We start from the raw sequence: 18,713 nt of genomic DNA, 5'->3' as shown, positions 1-18,713 counted from the left end.
TCCTCTATTATGCCGCTTTATTTTTGTTATAAATGTCGAACGCTACCGCGAGCAGCAGCACCAAGCCTTTAATTCCCTGCTGCCAATCGATGCCGAGGCCGACAAGCGACATCCCGTTATTCATAACGCCCATGACGAGTCCGCCGATAATGGCGCCGATAACCGTACCGATCCCGCCGGTTGCCGAAGCGCCTCCGATAAAGACAGCCGCGATCGCATCCAGCTCAAAGTTAACGCCGGCCTTCGGCGTTGCCGCATTCAACCTTGCCGCGAACAATAATCCCGACAGCGCAGCGAGCACGCCCATATTGACGAACACCCAGAAGGTCATCCGCTTCGTTTTGACACCGGACAATTTAGCAGCTTTCTCATTGCCGCCAAGCGCATAAATATGACGTCCCATGACTGTCTTATTCATAACAAAGGTATACACAACAACGAGTACAAATAAGACGATGAGAATATTCGGAATGCCTTCATAGGCTGCCAGTACATAAGTGAACAAGTTGATAATCGCCACGATTCCGACCAGCTTCAGCGCGAACAGCGGCGCCGGCGCTACACTGAATTGATAACGCTGCTGCGTTAACCGGTTGCGCCACTCCGTAAATACAAGCACGAGCGATAAGATAATCCCTATGATTATCGTAAGCACATGAATGTCGCCGCCGCCGAACCAATCCGGAATGAAGCCGGAGCTGATTCGTTGAAACCCTTCCGGAAAGGGCGATATCGACTGACCGTTCAAGACGACCATCGTCAGGCCGCGGAATAACAGCATTCCCGCTAACGTAACGATAAACGACGGAATTCGTATATAAGCGACCCAGAAGCCTTGCCAAGCGCCCACCAGACCACCGAATACAAGTGATAAGACGATCGCAATGGGATAAGGAATGTGCATATTGACGACTAGTATCGCTGAGATCGCGCCGACGAACGCGGCAACCGAGCCTACCGACAAATCGATATGCCCCGTAATGATGACGAGAAGCATGCCGATTGCGAGTACGAGAATATAACTGTTTTGCAAAATGAGATTCGTTATGTTGAGCGGCTTCAGCAGAATGCCGTCGGTTAAAATCTGGAACAGCACCATTATTAATACGAGTGCGATAATCATGCCGTATTGGCGGATATTGCTTTTGAACAATTTGCTGATTGCTTCCATCTGCCTTACCTCCTGCTCTTCGTCATTAATTTCATCAGATGCTCCTGCGTGGCTTCCTGCCTGGTTACCTCGCCGGTCAGCCTGCCCTCGCTCATCACATAAATGCGATCGCACATGCCAAGCAGCTCCGGAAGCTCCGATGAAATGATCAGCACGCCTTTGCCTTCCGACGCAAGCTGATTAATGATCGTATAAATTTCATATTTGGCGCCGACATCAATGCCCCGTGTCGGTTCATCCAGCATGAGCACCTCAGGCTCCGAGAAGATCCACTTACTGAGCACGACCTTTTGCTGATTGCCGCCGCTTAGATTGCCTGTCTTCTGCAAAATGCTTGGCGTCTTTATATTAAGCTTCGAGCGGAATCTTTCCGCTTCGACGATTTCCTGGTTCGCATTCACGACCGTATTCCGCGATATTTTGTGCAGACTGGTCAACGTAATGTTCCGTTTAATGTCATCGATAAGAATGAGCCCATAATGCTTGCGGTCCTCTGTCACATAAGCAATGCCGTGGTCAATCGCTTGATTGATCGAATTTAGCTGCACTTTCTTGCCCTTCAAAAGGGCGTCTCCGCTTATTCGTTTGCCGTAGGATTTACCGAATATGCTCATCGCCAGCTCCGTCCGTCCGGCGCCCATAAGTCCGGCGATTCCAACGATTTCACCCTTGCGGATGTGCATATTTACATCCTCGATCACCTTGCGGTCCTGCTGCGTTGGATGGTAAACGTTCCACGCTTTCACTTCAAAAATCGTATCTCCAATATTCGGCTCGCGCACCGGATAGCGCTGCGTCAAATCGCGGCCGACCATCCCTTTAATAATCCGATCCTCCGTGATACGGTCCTTCACCATATCGAGTGTTTCAATCGTTTGACCGTCGCGCAGAATGGTAATGGAATCGGCAACCTTCGTAATTTCATTCAGCTTATGCGAAATCATGATGGATGAGATGCCCTGCTTCTTAAAGGCAAGCAGCAGGTTCAACAAATTTTCGCTGTCTTCTTCATTCAGCGCGGCTGTCGGCTCATCGAGAATCAGCAGCTTCACTTTCTTCGAAAGCGCCTTCGCAATTTCGACGAGCTGCTGCTTGCCGACGCCGATCGAAGAGATGAGCGTGTCCGGCGATTCATTTAAACCGACCGTTTGCAGCAATTCCTTCGTCTTCATGACCGTGTCGTTCCAATTGATAATGCCTCTTCTCGACTGCTCGTTGCCCAAAAATATATTTTCCGATATCGAAAGCTGAGGGATCAGCGCCAATTCCTGATGAATGATAACGATGCCGAGCTGCTCGCTCTGCGAAATATCTTTAAACTCGCATACTTGTCCTTTGTACAAAATATCGCCCGTATACGAGCCATGCGGATACACACCGCTGAGCACCTTCATGAGCGTTGACTTGCCTGCGCCGTTCTCTCCCATGAGCGCGTGAATTTCACCTTCTTTTACTTGCAAGTTCACATTTTCCAGCGCTTTGACGCCCGGAAACGTCTTCGTTATATTTTTCATTTCGAGGATGATGCCTGTCGTCATGTCATGATCACGCCCTTAGTGTTAATAAAAACGCCTTAGTGACAGTCTGGGCAACCATCACTAAATCGCAGGAGCACCTTTGAAATACGAATTATTTAAGTTGGTCTTCGGTGTAATAACCCGTGTCAACGAGTGCTGTCTTGTAATTCGCTTTGTCGACCGAAACAGGCTCAAGCAGGAACGAAGGAACAACCTTCACGCCGTTATCGTACGTTTTGGTGTCATTCACTTCCACTTCGGTGCCTTTCAAAATGCTGTCCGCCATCGCTACCGCTTTCTTCGCAAGCTCACGTGTATCTTTAAATACCGTTTGCGTCTGCTCGTCAGATATGATCGATTTCACGGAAGCAAGCTCCGCGTCTTGACCGGTTACTACTGGAAGCGGATTGCTGCCCGAGCCGTAGCCAACCCCTTTCAAGGAGGACAAAATACCGATGCTGATGCCGTCATATGGCGACAATACCGCGTGTACCTTCTCCGTTGCGTAGTTTGCGCTCAGCAGGTTATCCATACGGGATTGAGCAAGCGCGCCGTCCCATCTGAGCGTTGCGACTTGATCCATCGTCGTCTGGTTACTCCGGACGACCAGCTTGCCGCTATCGATGTAAGGCTTAAGAATGGACATCGCACCGTCGAAGAAGAAGTAAGCATTGTTGTCGTCAGGAGAGCCTGCGAACAGCTCGATGTTGAACGGGCCCTTGCCGTCCTTAAGGCCAAGCTTTTCTTCAATATAAGAAGCCTGCTGCACGCCTACTTTAAAGTTGTCGAACGTCGCATAGTAGCTGACATTCTCCGTTTTTTTGATCAAACGGTCATAAGCGATAACCTCAATGCCTTCTTTGTTCGCTTTGCCAAGCACGTCACTCAGCGACTCGCCGTCGATCGGCGCAATAACGAGAATATCGACGCCTTTCGTAATCATATTTTCAATTTGGGATACTTGGTTTTCAATAACGTCCTCCGCGTACTGAAGGTCTGTCTTGTAGCCGAGCCCTTCGAACTCCTTCACCATGTTCGCTCCGTCGCCTACCCAGCGCTCGGATGATTTCGTTGGCATCGAGATGCCTACGTAGCCGCTGTCGCCGCTGCCTCCGTTATTTGATGCTCCGCATGCTGAAAGTACGAATACAAGTGCCGTTACAACAAGTAAAGCCAGCCCTTTTTTCATGTGTGCCGTCCCCTTTCGTCTCTAACAAGTTTGTTTCTGCTTAATTAATATACATTCGGGGGCGGCTATCGTCTTTGCAATAAAGCTACCTTTTTTATAAAAATTAAACCTGCATCGAGGTAAATAAAAAAATGCCCGATCAGTGCGATAAGGCACCGACAGGGCATACAAATTTAGGGTTATCTCTACATTTAACGCTCATCCTCCTGGAAGGCTGCGCCTTTGCGGTATTGGTTAGGCGAGACGCCGACCGCCTTCTTAAAAGCGGTGCTGAAGTAATGCTGCGTATCGTACCCAACCTTCTCGGCGATTTCATTGATCGGCAAATCGGTCGCATTAAGCAGTTGGATCGCTTTGTTCATGCGAAGCTGAGTCACAAGGCTGACAAATGAAGTGCCCAGCTCTTGCTTAATGATCCTGCTCATATAAACGGGCGATACCTGCATAAGGTTCGCGAATGCTTCGAGACTCATATCCGCATCCATGTACGTCTCGCGAATATAGTCCTGTGCCCGGCGTACGAGCGGAGACATGACCGTCTCTTTGTAAATACCCGCCTTGCATTGCCGGTAGACGGCAGGAACAGACAGCAGACCTTCCTCAACCGATTGGGTAAACACATGTACCAATATTTTCAAGTAAGCCTGAACCGCATGCTGCATATCTGAAATAAGCGCTTCCGGCACCGTTCCCCACAGAATCATGACAATTAAGTCGGCATGATCGCGAAATAATACTTTTTCATAGCTCTCAAGCATTTCTGATACGATGTTCTCAATCGCAAATAAAAAGAGCTGCCGGTCGTTTTCCTTTCTTAGCGGCATGCTCGCATTAAGCTCGGGCCAACGGATTACGCTGAGCAGGGCGGGAGACTCCGCCGGAAGCCGCAAAAACTGCAGCTGTTCCAGCAGCTCGTCCTCCGTCAGCGTGCCTTCAATCCACTCGAGACAGAACCTTTCCCGCATAAGCGGAAAGTTTTTTACGATTTGTTTAGAGGCCTGCTGCAAATGCTCCTTCTGCTTCTGAGCCGTCTCCAGATCCTGCCTTATCCGGGTAAGCACTTGCCGCAGCTGATCGCCATCAGCCGGCTTCAAAATATAATCATCCACACTAAGCCGAATCGCCTCCTGCGCATAAGCGAATTCATCATGGCCCGTAATGATAATAATGCGGCATTGCGGCAGCTTCTGCCGCAGCTCCTTCATGAGCGCAATACCGTTCATGATCGGCATGTTCAAATCGACCAGCGCAACGTGAATTTGATGCAGAAGCGCCAGCTCCAGCGCCTCCTCGCCATCCTCCGCCTCCGCGCACACGCGCATGCCGAGCGAAGTCCAATCGACCGAATCCCGGACACCCTCCCGAATAATCGGCTCATCATCAGCAATTAATACTTTCAATAGGCCATCCAATTGTAATCCGCCTCTCTACCCATGAATATCCCGCAAAATCGGCAGTGCAATCGTCACAGTCGTACCTTTACCCGCCGCGCTCTCTATGCTCATGCCGTATCGTTCGCCAAACGTCAGCTGTATTCTGGCCTGCACGTTTAGAACGCCGTAGCCCTGCTGCTCCTGCAGCTTTTTGGAACGGAGCACATCTTGATGTTCCCGTTCTCTAAGTTCCTTAAGATCATGCTCCGAAAGCTTCGGCGAAGCTACCGTGCTCTTCAGCAGCTTCCGCAGCTGCTCCAGTTTCTCGGGCGGTATTCCGACGCCGTCATCACTGACAGACAACTGCAGCGAGCCTTCGTCCACATATGCTTTTATCGCGATATGACCCGGACCTCTCCGTTCCTTAATTCCGTGATAAATCGCATTTTCTACAATAGGCTGAAGCACCAGCTTGATTACATACAGCTGCCCAACATCCGGACTGATATCCACTGTATAATTCAGCTTATCCTTGTACCTTGTCTTCTGAATAACGAGATAGCTTTGAATATGCTCGATTTCATCTGTAAGCGGAATGATGTCATTGCCTTTGCTGAGACCGATCCGGAACAGCCTGGATAGCGATTGCACGACCTCCGCGACGTCTTCTGCTCCTTTTTTCCGCGCCATCCAATGAATCGTATCGAGCGTATTGTATAAAAAATGGGGCTTAATATGCGCTTGCAGACTGCGCAGCTCAGCCTCCCGCTTATGCCGTCCCTGAAGCTCGGTTAAGCTGAGCAGCTTATTCATTTGGGCCAGCATCGTATTAAAGCTCCGGCCAAGCTTGCCGACTTCATCCTCTCGCTCGCCCCAGTACCGGATCGTCAGATCGCCGTTCTCCGCTTTTTGCATAAACGACATCAGCTGATTGATCGGCCTGGACATCGAATGCGCCAAATAAATGGCAGCCGCGATGTTGAGCAAGCAGAGAAAGAATACGAAAGTGATGACATAGAAGCGGATTTCCTGCACTTCAAGCGCCGATTCTCTGGATGAAAACACGCCGACCGTCGTCCAATCGGTGAACGATGATTTCCGGTAAATAATTTGCAATTTTTCACCATCCACGGTTTGCGAGAAATTGCCCGTACTGCCTTCCATCACCCATTGCTTCGGTATATCGCGAATAATAGGTTTAGCTGGGGAATAAATATGTCCCCCGTCATGATCAATGACCAGCAAATAGCCCGTTTTCCCCAGTCTTACATCCTTCACAGCCTCTGCGATGACTCTGAGCTTTAAATCAATGAGCACGACGCCCTCTACCTGCTGCGTATTCGGATTAAGAATCGCGCGGACAACGGAAATCACTTCGTCCTCCTTGTAATTCGCATGGCTCGTAATATTGCGATGACCCGGCTTGCCGAGAATTTTATAAATCCCTTTGCCCGCAACCGCCTCCTTGAACCAGCTTTCCTCCGTCAGAGGCTGCGGACTGCGTGCATACAGCTCGTTGCTTATATAATCGCCTTTACTATTAACCACCATTACGCCGGCAACTTCCGAATACAGCGTGGTGAAGCCTTGCAAAAATTTATGCATGCTGTAGACGCTGTCCTCCTGTTCCGCCTCGGACCCTCCGCTGTTATTTCCTTTCAAAAATTGCTGAACGCCAGGGTCAAAAGCAATGAGGTATGTCATATTTTGCATATTGCTGACGTAAAACTCCAGCGACTTATTCACTTTCCCAATTAGCTGAAGCGTATTTTCATTGACCTGCCTGCCAATAATGCGCTCGACCGTATAGTCGATGAGCAGACCGAGCCCTATTGAGGGCAATATGGAAATAAGCAAAAACATAATGATCAGCTTGTAACGAATCGGCAAGTTATTTAATTGAAAAAATTTCAGCTGTTTCAAATGGCATCCTCTCATTTCAACATACGCTATCCGTTATTTCGCATAGAAGCTGTCGACATTGTCCTGCGTGACGACGGTTATGCCCGTATCCACAAATTTCGGCAGTGGCGCTCCGCCCATAACGGCAGTGGCGCTCTGCTCCGTCATATTGTGATGGAGATGGAACAGAAACTGCAAGGACCAGTAACCCATATTCCACGTTCCTTGAGCGAGGGTAGCAGAGATCGTGCCCTCTTTCACCATATCCAGCGTACCTTTGTCCGTATCGAAACTGATGATCTTTACTTTGTTATTATGCTCGAATATCTTGCCGACGCCGACGCCGCCATTCGCCTCTGTCACGAAAAAGCCCTGCACATCGGGATGCTGCTTCATCACCTTGGCCGCCATCTGCCCCGACACAAGCTGATCTCCCTTGCCGTCTTTAATCGCGACCACTTCTATTTCCGGATATTGCTTAAAAATCGTCTCTTGGAACCCGACCGTCCGTTCCTGATGATTCAATTGGTTGGGCTGCGTTACGATAGCAACTTTGCCTTTATGTCCAATGAGCTCGGCCATTTTATGCGCTGCCGTAACCCCTGCATCATAATTGTTAGTAGCGAGGAAGGAATACGCCTTGCTCTTGTCCGCACCTGCATCGAACAGCACGACAGGAATGCCAGCCTCGACTGCTTTATTGATGGAGCCGGTCAATGCGTTCGCATTCATGACCGACAATGCGATGCCTGCCGGTTTTTTGGCGATAACCTGCTCAAGGACGGTTACCTGCTCATTCACATCATACTGTGTCGCGCCGCGATACTCGACCGATACGTTTAGCGCCTGTGCGCCATCCTCGAACCCTTTAATCGCCGTTTTCCAATACTCGATACCAGAGAGAAAGGTGACCATAACATATTTCTCGTCAATGGTGCCGCGCAGCCCTTCATCCATCTGCTCCCATGGGTTCGGATCCGCATTGCGGTAACCGATTTTTTGGTTATAAAAGACGAACAGCATGAAGGTTACGATGAGAATTCCATATATGAGCAGTATTTTTTTCACGCTGGTGTAACCCCTTTCATAAAAAAATAAACGCTGCCCCGCTTTCGTGAGCTGCGATTATTTTAACATACAAGCATCTATAATATGACTCTATATTTATGGCTTCATCCAAATTTGTTTTTCCGTCTTTAGCGACTGGCCTGACGCGATCGCTTGTCCCATTATGAGCGACAAATAATGATCCTGTGCAGCCTCGGCCAAGCTATAGAAAGAGGCTCCGCTTCCAGTGGCGTACTCGCCCATGCGCAGCAAGCATGAAGCTATCGCGATTTCATCATCGCTGAGTCTTGCCGGAGCGACAGGATTGCGGTACAGCCATTCCCCGTCCGCGGTAACGCCGCGATGATAGTAGCCCTCCAAATTGCCGTGATGACCCGTATCCACTCTGCGAAGCTCCGTATAAACAGGCGTTCTATAGTCCTTCAAATAGTTCAATTCTGAATTCATAAGCTCGCCCCTCGTGCCTCTGACAAGTATCCGGCTGCGCCGAATCCAGGAGAAATACTGATCGCCCGTAAAATCATATACGGCAAGCTTGTCGCCAAAACGAAGCGTTGCGATCCGCTGCACCGACTGGACCATTCGTTCTTCAAGCGGATCCCCTTGTCTGCTTGGACCCTGCATAATCGTTGATTCAAACTGCTCACCGCTAATGACAGCCTCCTCGAAGCCGACGCCAAGCAGCTGTCTAATTAAGCTTATGCCGTGATAATCATGAGCGGCCGAAACCTGTGCATGATTCACCTCTCCCAGCTTGCCTGAGCGGGCAACTTGAATACGGGACGCATGCATCGGCTGATACAAATACTGCTCTGCCACCTGTACTTTAGCGTCCTTGGGCAATGATTCGCAGAGCGCGGTAAGCGCAGCCAGATCGGCTGCTGGCGGCGTCTCCGCAAGAACGGGAATACGCCGTTCGGTTAATTCGCGTATCACATCCGGCGCTGCCGTTCGCGGCACCGATACGACTGCAAAGCTTAAGTTCGCTGCCTCCGCCGTAAATTGCTGCAGATTGCGAACGGTCCGAATGCCCCATTTTGCCTCAATGGCCCGCCCTTTCTCCTCGTCCCGAACGAGCATCGCATGAATGTGAAACCGCTCCGGCAGCGCTTTCGCGATTCGTATGTAAAACTCCGCGCGCCAGCCTCCGCCGACAATACCAAAACTGATGATGGACATGTTATAACCAGCCTCCCAGATGTAATATACGAGCTAACTGCTTCTTTAAAAAAGAAAAAGACCTCTCCATGAGAGATCTTCTTTAAGCTGTCCGGAATGTACCTGTCGCTTTAATTTCCTCTTGGCAGCCTGTATAGGCTTGCAGCCTGCCGTGGTATACTAACTCGAGCAATGCTGTTTTTTCCAAATCGGCAGGAGTTACGAACAACGACGGCTTATCGACTAAATTCACGCCGCTTTGCTCAAACACCGAAGCTACAAACTGTGAGCAAAAGTAAGCATATTCCCGTTTCATCTCAATATTAAGCATAATACCAAGCATGCCAAGCAGATTGTATTTGTATTGATCCCGGTTTTTCTCCATATGATGAATCTGATTCCTGATGTTTACATAGGCGCTGTGGTCGATCGTGCATCTGTACAGCGCGCAAGTCGAATGCTCGAAAAACTCGCCGCGCACGTCCTCCTTAACAAACCCCGCAAAAAATGGATTGCTCGGATTCTTTCTGCCAAAGCTGTATACCTCATTCAGATCGCTGTCAAAAGCTATCGATGCATGATTTAACATATTCTTCGTATACCATCTTATTGTCTTCGAAAATAGAGTCCCCGTATTCGTCAAGAGCACATAAATTTCTGCATCTCTATTCATGCCGTACTACCTCCACATTAAAGAACTTTCATCTAGGTATTAACTTTAATGCAGGAGAACTAAATTCTAAACCTGCTCAGGTAATAGGTTTATCCCCGACCTTAGTCCAGTTTGTAAGTATAGTGTGACAAAGATGAGACTACCAAACTTTTCAATATTGTAATCTGACTTCATTTTACTGGATTTCTTCTGTTTACTCAATAAGTAGTTCGCCCTTTTTACCTAATGCTCAAAAAAATGTTAAGATTTTCATGTTTGAAAAATGATATAGTAGGAAAAGATTCACAGCGTTTGTATACTATTTATATGCTCCAAAAAGCAATTTAGTATTGTAATTTAATCCTTTCTGATGATGGCGGAGGCAGAGAAATGGAATGGTATGACCGTTATAAAAAGCAGTTGGAGCAAGTTTACACGGAGGCCGAAGTCCGCATTGCGGCTTTTCCCTGGCCGCTGAATAGCGTTGGTCTTGCCTATGCAGACAAATTCAACCCGGTGAAGCATGAAAGCGGCAAAGACTATATTTGCAGCCTGCTCCCTTTTTGGATGAAAGAACTGTCCGGGATAAGCGATTCGCAGTGTGAACGTCTGGCATTAGCTAATGTATATGGAATGCTCTATTTTTTTATTCAGGATGATGTAATGGACAACGCGCCTTCATCGACATGGAAGGATCAGCTCGCACTGGGCAATCTGCTTCTGCTTGAAATGTTCAGCGTGTTTCGCGAGTTATTCCCGTCAGATTCGCCATTTTGGAGTTATTATCACCGTTATGTGACAACATGGGCCGATAGCGTAATGAATGAGGACCGCGACGATTACTTTGTAAATGAACCTATCCGTACAGCAGGAAAAGCCGGTCCCGTCAAAATCGCCAGCACAGGCGCGCTGCTGCTAACCGGAGGCGATGAATTAATAGATAAGCTTGAGCATGCCATCGATCTCGTACTGATGACGCTTCAGATGGCTGACGACTACGCGGACTGGAAGGAAGATTTGGCGGAAGGCAGCTATAACGGCCTACTGGCGATGATTGCTGCGGGACGAGCCTCGGGTGAGCCTTTGACTGAGAAAGACGCAGAAAATGCTATTTATATTAGAGGATGCATGACGCAATATGTGCAATATGCTTTTGATAACCATGAGAGGCTGCTAGCTATGGATATTAGCACTGGTGAAATACTAGACTTTCACGCCTTTCTTCTAGATCATTTGAACCAGGCTGCCGAGATGATAGATACAAATAGGAAGCAGCTGCTTAAGGGCGGGTTTGAGTACTTTTTGTCTGCTTATGAAACAAAGAAGGTAGAATAGTTTCTGTTAATTGTCGAATATTTGTAATTTTATATAGAATTTGTCGAAAGACCATGATAAACTGGGTATGGTAATCTTATACATATTCGAGAGGGTGAACATGGTGTCCACAGAACAATCGTTGAAAGAACAAATCATTCAAAAAGCTTGGGAAGATGCCGAATTCAAGAAACAGCTTCTCGCCAATCCGAAAGCAGCCGTTAAAGAAGCCTTTGGCGTTGATGTACCGGATTCATTCGATGTAGAGGTAGTAGAAGAATCGGCTAATAAATATTATTTGGTGCTTCCGCAAAATCCTGCTGAGATTGAAGATGAGAACCAAGTAGATGTACCTAAATGGTTATAATTTAATACAAAAAAATAGCGTTTTATGCCTTGAGACATAAACGCTATTTCTCTATAGATGCCGGAAAGCAGATGATCACTTCAGTGCCTACGCCCTTCGTACTTTTGAACATAATTTTCCCTTGCATTACTTCAATAATACGAAAAGTGACCATGAGCCCTAGACCGGTCCCTTTAGTCTTCTTAGAATAATAAGGCTCACCCAACCTCATTATATCCGCTTCACTCATCCCTTCACCATTATCCTTTACTTGGATCAGTACCTGATTTTCTGCCTGGTTCTCATAAGCATGGATATCTATTACTCCTTCTTCACCCAGAGCTTCAATACTATTTTTGATTATATTTATTAGTGCTTGTTTTAATTTAGATGAGTTACCACGCACATACAAATCAGCACCAGATTTCACATTAATTATCCCACCTTGCATCGTCGCCAATGGCACAATGATACCTTCGATCTGATGTAATTCTTCTTTTATATTCAGCAATGTCGTATTCTCTAGTTGCGGTTTAGCAAAAGTCAAAAAATCGGTAATAATCTCAGAAGCGCGATCAAGCTCATTAATGGCAAGTATCATATAACTCTTATCTTTATCGTTACTTGTTCTCGCACTTAGAAGCTGAAGAAAGCCGCGCGTTACCTGCAACGGATTACGTACCTCATGAGCAACTGACGCGGCAAGTTGACTGACCACATCCATTTTCTCGGAACGATGAAGTTCGTTATTGAACACTTCTAGCTGCTTAGAATATTTTACGACTTGGTCGTAGTTTTGAGAGATACGTCTTACTAATATAACAATTAGAGACGTTAAAAAACCAAGTATACCAAACTTCCAATAAAACATTAGATGCAAGCCACCGCTTGCAAAATACCATAAAACTTCTCCTGCGCCTATTGCAGCAAAAACAATCAGTCCAGTAGACATGATAATAGCATCTTTGTAACCTTTTCGACAAAACACAATAAGAGAGCTAATAAATAATCCATTGCCAATTATAACTGAAACTCCAAATGAAAATATTGCAACATATGTATACAGCTCGTATAAGCTTTCCCATTTAAAACTGATGAATAGCCATACTATGCAAGTAATCGCAAAAACAACTTGGATTTTTCTAAAACGTGTAATTAAACCGTACGGACCCCGCCCAAATATTTTTTCAATAAAGAAGTACAGTGATGGCATTAACAGAGTGGAAGAAATATCAAACAAATAATAACTAATCCGACCATATTGACTAAAATTAGTATAAAGAAACGGTGAATAAGTAAGAATCATTAATCCAATGGATAAAATAACCGTACCCAATGAACTCCAGCCTTTAATAAACGTTTTATTGAGAAAAAGCATACTAACGAGCATCGAAATTGATATAAAAATGAGCGATGCGCTTAAAATGACATCAGCCAAATCTCTCTTCATATAATCTTTGGCAACAACTTGATATTCTCCAACTATCAGTTGGTCCTGTAATCCTATGCGGTCTGTAAAGGTGTCTACCTTCATGTACACTGTTGTATGAGAATTTCTTGAATCTAAAGGCAGTAAAAAATGATTTTGATCAAAAGCATATTCACGATTAGATTCAAACACATTCTGCTCATTTATATAGATTTTCACATTCTTAGCATATAACTTATTTATTAACAAAACAGGAACTGACCAAGTCAGCTCCGGTAAATCAAATCTTATCCAAGCAGCCTGAATACCATCCGGCACTCGTGGATACTTATTCCCATATTCGATCTTGATCCATTCACTCTCTTTGCTAGACAAAACATCCTGAACCGAACTGTCAGGATCCTCCTCCCACATCATCTCCCATTCTGTAATAGCGGTAGTCGGTGCATCAGATAACGCATAGATGGACGCAGCAAATGGAATGGACATGAATAGAAAGAGGACAAAGACTATCGCGAATTTACATAACGGTTTCATAAGGAACACCTCAAATTATCAAAAATGCAAATCCTTCCACATTACTACATTTCGACAATCTTCGATTTAGCTCCTTCTAACATTTCCCTATTTTCAAAAAAATTTGTCAAAAGCAAAGTTTCACGCACTAGTTATAATAAGATTGAGTATAAATCAGGACATTAGACTTAATTCAAAGACAGAAATAGCGGGTATATAAAACCGCCTTTCATATTTTAAATAATTTTGAAAGGTGCTATAGAATCTATCTTTTGTCGAATATACGAATTTAATATAGATATTGTCGAATAAACCTGTTACACTTATTATGGTAAACTTATACATATTCGGAAGGGTGATTAATGTGACCGCAGAGCAAACGTTACAAGAACAAATCATTCAAAAAGCATGGGAAGATGCCGAATTCAAGAAAAAGCTTATCGCAGACCCTAAAGCAGCAGTGAAAGACGCTTTTGGCATTGATGTACCGGATACAATCGAAGTAGAAGTACTAGAAGAATCAGCCAATAAATATTATTTAGTCCTTCCACAGAGCCCTCAAGAGGTTACGAGCGCAAACAATTCAGAGGGAGCCGCATGGCAATAAAATGACAAAAAACAAGCGCTGGTCAACTCACCCAAGAGCAGCCAGCGCTATTTATTTACTGAAGGGATATGAATGATTGCCTCCGTACCTACCCCTTTGTTACTAATAAACTTAACTCTACCCTGCATCACCTCAATAATTCGGAATGTCACCATTAATCCTAAACCGGTTCCTTTCGTTTTCTTGGAATAATACGGCTCACCCAGTCTTTTTATATCTGCCTCGTGCATACCTTCACCATTGTCTCTTATACAAATGACTACATGATCGGAGTCATCCATGTAAGCTCGAATATGGATAATCCCTTCTTTATTTAACGCTTCGATACTGTTCTTGATAATATTTATAAGTGCTTGCTTTAGTTTAGATGAATTTCCGCGTACATATAAATTGGATGCTACATCAACCTTAATAACTCCGCCTTGCATAATCGCTAACGGAGCAAGTATTCCTTCAATCTTCTGAATCTCCTCCGCAACATTCAGAATTGTCGTCTGCTCAAGCTGGGGTTTAGCGAACGTTAAAAAGTCTGTAATTATTTCCGATGCCCGGTCTAATTCATCTATCGCCAGCACCATGAAGCTTTCATCCTTATCGCTCGTCGTTTTCTCACGAAGGAGTTGGAGAAAACCTCTTGTAACCTGTAAGGGATTGCGTACCTCGTGAGCTACCGAAGCAGCCAATTGGCTGATGATCTCCATTTTCTCAGATCGTTGAAGCTCATTATTAAAAACCTCAAGCTGCTTGGAATATTTCACAACCTGCTCGTAGTTTTGCAATATTCTTCTTGCTAGTATGATGATTAGCGATGCCACAAAACTAAGAATGCCCCATTTCCAAAAAAACAGATCGTAATTCATATCTTGAATAAAATACCAAACCACTTCTGAGACACCAATTACAGCAAAAATACCAAATCCTGTCGTTAAAATAATCGCATCTTTATTTTTTTGCAAGCAATATTTAATAAGAAAAATAATGAGTAGGCTATTGCCGATAATGACCGATCCGCCGAAAGTAAAGATTGTAGCCGTTGTGTATAGATTTCCGATTTTATCTGAAGTAAAAGTAGCCAACAGCCATAAAATAGACACCGTCGAAATAACGACTTGGAGCTTTCTAAATCGGGAAACAAGTCCAAAAGGACCTCTTCCGAATATTTTCTCAAAAAAGAAAAAAATAGAAGGCATCAATAGATTTGAACCGACATCGAACAGATAGTAAATGACCTGTCCATATTCCTTATAAACGGTATGTAAATAAGGGGTTAGAGTGAGAATCATCAGTCCGATTGAAAAAATGACGACACAAAGAGAACTCAAACCAACCAAATAAGATTTATTCAAAAAAATGAAGCATAAAAACATAGCGAGCGAAACAAATACAAGCGACGCCCCAATAACGACATCAAGTATATCTTTCTTCAGATAGTCTTTACTGAGAATCTGGTTTTCACCTACAATAATCTGCTTCTTCAAGCCTAGCCAGTCGGAATCCGTATGCAAAAGAATATATACCATTTGTTTGGATTCATTTGGACTTAATGAGAGTAAAATCTCGTTCTTATTATACGGATAATTCCGATGAGACTCATAAACGAGTTTATTGTCAATAAATATCGTGACGTCTTTGGCGGTAAGCTTGCTTATTAACAACGCCGGCCTTGCTAAATCAAATTCAGGAAGCTGAAATCTGAGCCATGCCGAATGAATATTAGCCGGTTTTACAGGCAATTTGTCTTCATAGGAGAAGGAATACCACTCATCAGGCTTATCGTTGGAAATAACATTTTGAACCGTATTGTTAGAATCCTCCTCCCACTTCATTTCCCACTTTGTAATCGCGGTAGTCGGCGTATCCGTAAACGCATAGGAAGGCGCGGCTAGAAATGGAATGGCAATAAATAACGATAAGACAAGGACGATTACGAATTTAGGTATAGCTTTCATAGGGCACCTCAAAATGTCAAAAATACAAATCATTCTACGTTACTATATTTCGACAATCTTCGATACGGCTCCTTCTAGAAATTACCTGCTTACAAAAAAAATTAATGATATGACGATGAGATAGCAGCACCAAAAAAATAAAGCTGCTCCTAAGATCATCGCGACCTTGGGGAGCAGCCATCTTTTGCTATTAAAACGTCTTTTTCTTAATGGCCACATGACGAATCATTAGGAAGTTCGATGCCACCGCGAGTGCCGTAACGATAATCGCAAGCAGTACAACTACTGCGTGCGGGGCGCGTTCAACCTCAAGTGCCGTCTGCAGCAGCTTGCCGATCCAATCGGAGGATCACACAGCTTCCATCACCATTGCCGGCAGAAGTGCCGTCAGCGTGAGCAGGATGCCGCCCCCCCAATGAAAGCGATAAAATCCGGAACCGATGAGCCATCCGCTGCCAAAGTAAGCAAAGAATAAGCAGAACTATTCGAAAAAGATCCAGCCAGGCTGGGAGGAGGAAGTAAACAGATGCGGGTTTTGCAGCTCTTGCGGCCAACCGTTCATATCGTAAATAAGCTGTTCAATCGGGTAACCGAGTGTCATAATGAGTGCTGAAATAGCGGCGTATGCTGAAATGACAATACTGACGCCACCTATGAAATGACGCCTCGTCACACCGCTCGAGACGAAGCTTGCCAGCGATAAGGGAGTCAGCAGGATGCCGATGATCATTAGAAATATTTTAGTAGATATGCAGCATGCAAATGGATTTTAAGGAATAAAAAAAGCCGCCCCAGGTCATCGACCTCATGGGACAGCTTCTTGTTACTCTTATTGGCCTTGCATGAGCATAGCAACAAACTTAATATCCGCCGGTGCGAATGAATAATCGGCTAACCGCTCTTTTCGAACCCACCGATACTCATCATGATCAATCAATTTAATTTCTCCTGCAACAAGCTTAGCTTCATAAGCTGTCAATTCAATACGGATCGCGCCATAATTGTGTTCATTCACGCCAAAGCGCTTCTGTACAGCGATCTCGATGCCCATCTCTTCCATTAGCTCTCTTCGCAGACAGGCCTCGGGCGACTCGCCTTCCTCCAGCTTCCCGCCGGGAAATTCCCAAAGCCCGCCCTGTGACTTCTCCGGTTTACGCCTTGCTATTAGCAATAATCCCTGCTCGTTTTCAATAATTGCAGCAGCAACTCGAATCAATGATGCTCAGCTCCTATACGATGCACGTAGTAACCCATTTAGCGGCAGCGGCGACTTGCTATTTTGACAAAGGATTCTGGCCCTGCATCATCATATCCTTCCAAATTCTTACTCACAAATCACCATCTTCTGTTAAAATGATCTTATACTAAACCGACCCAAACAGAAAGAGGACTTGTTTCATGACGAGAAAAACGAATGCCAGCAATAAAAAAAGACTAATTTCGCTGCTCTCTTTGATCCTTATTTTAGCGGTGCTCACCTTGATCCCCTTGCCCTATTACATTTATCAGCCTGGTACGATTGAGAAGCTTGCGGACTTTGTAAATGTTGAAAACGGACATGCCTCCGAGAAAGGCAGCTTCAACCTTACAACCGTGCTGTCTATAAAAGCAAATAATGCGTTAACCTTGCTTTACGGCTTGTTTGCCAAAGACACTGAAATTCGGAAATCCGAAAAGGTGCGCGGCACGCTAACCGATGCCGAGTACGGAATCCTGCTCGAACATATGATGAAAAGCTCGCAAAATAACGCGGTCGCCGCATCGCTCGAAGCGGCGGGAAAGCCCGTTCCTATGACGTATACCGGCGTTTTCGTACAGGCGCTTTATGCGGAATCCAAGGCAGCTGGAGTGCTTTTTCCGGGAGATGTAATTGTTGAGGCAGAGGGCAAGCCGGTGACGCGAATTAACGAGCTGGCCAGCGTAATCGTAAAAAACAAAAAGATTGGCGATAAGCTGGAGCTGGCCGTGCTGCGCGGTAAGGAAAGACTCACTCTTTCTATTGAGCTTTATGGAGATGATGCAGCTGTGCCGCGGATCGGAATTGTAAGCGAGGATCAATATACGATCAATCCGCCGGTCAGAGTGACCTATACGGAATCGGAAATTGGCGGACCATCCGCAGGGCTCATGTTTTCCCTGGAAATATTGGATCAGCTGACTGAAGGCGAACTGACGCATGGCAAGTTAATTGCGGGCACCGGAACGATCGACGCGGGCGGCAATGTTGGACAAATCGGCGGCATACGCGACAAAATCATTGCTGCCGAGCTTGCTGGTGTAGACATATTTTTTTGTCCGGCGGATGTGAAGGCTTCTGACAGCAATGAAAAGGATATTTTTGACGAGGCCCGCAAAAGAGGCTATAAAGTTACGATCGTTCCCGTTCATACGCTTGCTGAAGCCGTGAATTATTTGGAGAGGCTTGGAGCGTAGAGACAGTTGCTCGCGTTGATATTAAAGCCGATCCATCGTAAAAGGTTAGTTTGGGCTGATGACATCTGCTCGCAGCACAACTACAATGG

General features: G+C 45.6%; 17 protein-coding genes. 5 read left to right on the top strand and 12 right to left on the bottom strand.

Going from position 1 to position 18,713, the window contains the following annotated elements:
• Positions 1 to 7: 7 nt before the first annotated feature.
• From mmsB to AC0YNZ_RS17350, 8 genes are all read right to left on the bottom strand, one after another.
• Positions 8 to 1,171, bottom strand: a complete 1,164-nt coding sequence (mmsB, locus tag AC0YNZ_RS17385; protein WP_475827821.1) for a multiple monosaccharide ABC transporter permease — start codon at positions 1,169 to 1,171, stop codon at positions 8 to 10.
• A gap of 5 nt (positions 1,172 to 1,176) precedes the next feature.
• Entirely contained in the window at positions 1,177 to 2,709 is a 1,533-nt protein-coding gene (mmsA, locus tag AC0YNZ_RS17380; RefSeq protein WP_475827820.1) for a multiple monosaccharide ABC transporter ATP-binding protein, read from the bottom strand.
• Between the two features lie 91 nt (positions 2,710 to 2,800).
• Complete coding sequence (gene chvE / locus AC0YNZ_RS17375) at positions 2,801 to 3,877, bottom strand: multiple monosaccharide ABC transporter substrate-binding protein (RefSeq protein ID WP_475827819.1); 1,077 nt, start codon at positions 3,875 to 3,877, stop codon at positions 2,801 to 2,803.
• Positions 3,878 to 4,068: 191 nt separating this feature from the next.
• On the bottom strand, positions 4,069 to 5,289 hold the full coding sequence (locus AC0YNZ_RS17370) for a response regulator transcription factor (RefSeq protein ID WP_475827818.1): 1,221 nt from the start codon (positions 5,287 to 5,289) through the stop codon (positions 4,069 to 4,071).
• A gap of 15 nt (positions 5,290 to 5,304) precedes the next feature.
• Positions 5,305 to 7,188 carry a cache domain-containing sensor histidine kinase gene (locus AC0YNZ_RS17365; protein WP_475827817.1) on the bottom strand — a complete coding sequence of 628 codons (1,884 nt, stop codon included), beginning with the start codon at positions 7,186 to 7,188 and terminating at the stop codon, positions 5,305 to 5,307.
• Between the two features lie 18 nt (positions 7,189 to 7,206).
• Positions 7,207 to 8,220 carry a substrate-binding domain-containing protein gene (locus AC0YNZ_RS17360; RefSeq protein ID WP_475827816.1) on the bottom strand — a complete coding sequence of 338 codons (1,014 nt, stop codon included), beginning with the start codon at positions 8,218 to 8,220 and terminating at the stop codon, positions 7,207 to 7,209.
• Positions 8,221 to 8,316: 96 nt separating this feature from the next.
• Complete coding sequence (locus AC0YNZ_RS17355) at positions 8,317 to 9,399, bottom strand: Gfo/Idh/MocA family oxidoreductase (protein WP_475827815.1); 1,083 nt, start codon at positions 9,397 to 9,399, stop codon at positions 8,317 to 8,319.
• An 82-nt stretch (positions 9,400 to 9,481) separates the two neighbouring features.
• A complete protein-coding gene (locus AC0YNZ_RS17350; protein ID WP_475827814.1) occupies positions 9,482 to 10,051 on the bottom strand; it encodes a hypothetical protein in 570 nt (189 codons plus the stop codon).
• Between the two features lie 369 nt (positions 10,052 to 10,420).
• Between AC0YNZ_RS17350 and AC0YNZ_RS17345 the strand changes: the two genes are divergently transcribed.
• The gene (locus tag AC0YNZ_RS17345) at positions 10,421 to 11,365 is read left to right on the top strand and encodes a hypothetical protein (RefSeq protein WP_475827813.1); all 945 of its coding nucleotides are present in this window, start codon (positions 10,421 to 10,423) and stop codon (positions 11,363 to 11,365) included.
• A gap of 100 nt (positions 11,366 to 11,465) precedes the next feature.
• A complete protein-coding gene (locus AC0YNZ_RS17340) occupies positions 11,466 to 11,711 on the top strand; it encodes an NHLP leader peptide family RiPP precursor (protein ID WP_475827812.1) in 246 nt (81 codons plus the stop codon).
• A 43-nt stretch (positions 11,712 to 11,754) separates the two neighbouring features.
• Here the strand turns inward: AC0YNZ_RS17340 and AC0YNZ_RS17335 are convergent, their stop codons facing one another.
• Entirely contained in the window at positions 11,755 to 13,656 is a 1,902-nt protein-coding gene (locus tag AC0YNZ_RS17335; RefSeq protein ID WP_475827811.1) for an ATP-binding protein, read from the bottom strand.
• A 343-nt stretch (positions 13,657 to 13,999) separates the two neighbouring features.
• Between AC0YNZ_RS17335 and AC0YNZ_RS17330 the strand changes: the two genes are divergently transcribed.
• Entirely contained in the window at positions 14,000 to 14,242 is a 243-nt protein-coding gene (locus AC0YNZ_RS17330; protein ID WP_475827810.1) for an NHLP leader peptide family RiPP precursor, read from the top strand.
• Positions 14,243 to 14,289: 47 nt separating this feature from the next.
• Here the strand turns inward: AC0YNZ_RS17330 and AC0YNZ_RS17325 are convergent, their stop codons facing one another.
• Positions 14,290 to 16,191, bottom strand: a complete 1,902-nt coding sequence (locus AC0YNZ_RS17325; protein WP_475827809.1) for an ATP-binding protein — start codon at positions 16,189 to 16,191, stop codon at positions 14,290 to 14,292.
• Between the two features lie 289 nt (positions 16,192 to 16,480).
• Here AC0YNZ_RS17325 and AC0YNZ_RS17320 point away from each other — a divergent pair, with 289 nt between their 5' ends.
• Positions 16,481 to 16,666, top strand: a complete 186-nt coding sequence (locus tag AC0YNZ_RS17320; protein ID WP_475827808.1) for a hypothetical protein — start codon at positions 16,481 to 16,483, stop codon at positions 16,664 to 16,666.
• Between the two features lie 6 nt (positions 16,667 to 16,672).
• Here the strand turns inward: AC0YNZ_RS17320 and AC0YNZ_RS17315 are convergent, their stop codons facing one another.
• Together AC0YNZ_RS17315 and mutT are read right to left on the bottom strand one after the other, a co-directional pair.
• Positions 16,673 to 16,921 carry a hypothetical protein gene (locus AC0YNZ_RS17315; RefSeq protein WP_475827807.1) on the bottom strand — a complete coding sequence of 83 codons (249 nt, stop codon included), beginning with the start codon at positions 16,919 to 16,921 and terminating at the stop codon, positions 16,673 to 16,675.
• Positions 16,922 to 17,020: 99 nt separating this feature from the next.
• Positions 17,021 to 17,407, bottom strand: coding sequence for an 8-oxo-dGTP diphosphatase MutT (mutT, locus tag AC0YNZ_RS17310; protein ID WP_475827806.1), 387 nt, complete (start codon positions 17,405 to 17,407; stop codon positions 17,021 to 17,023).
• 182 nt (positions 17,408 to 17,589) lie between these two features.
• On the opposite strand from mutT, the gene AC0YNZ_RS17305 reads away from it, so the two are divergent.
• On the top strand, positions 17,590 to 18,624 hold the full coding sequence (locus tag AC0YNZ_RS17305) for a SepM family pheromone-processing serine protease (RefSeq protein WP_475827805.1): 1,035 nt from the start codon (positions 17,590 to 17,592) through the stop codon (positions 18,622 to 18,624).
• Positions 18,625 to 18,713 lie beyond the last annotated feature (89 nt).

Source organism: Paenibacillus sp. J2L1-98 (genome assembly GCF_056269405.1).
Note: the sequence above shows the minus strand (reverse complement) of the source record. Positions and strands in the feature narration are given on the sequence as shown.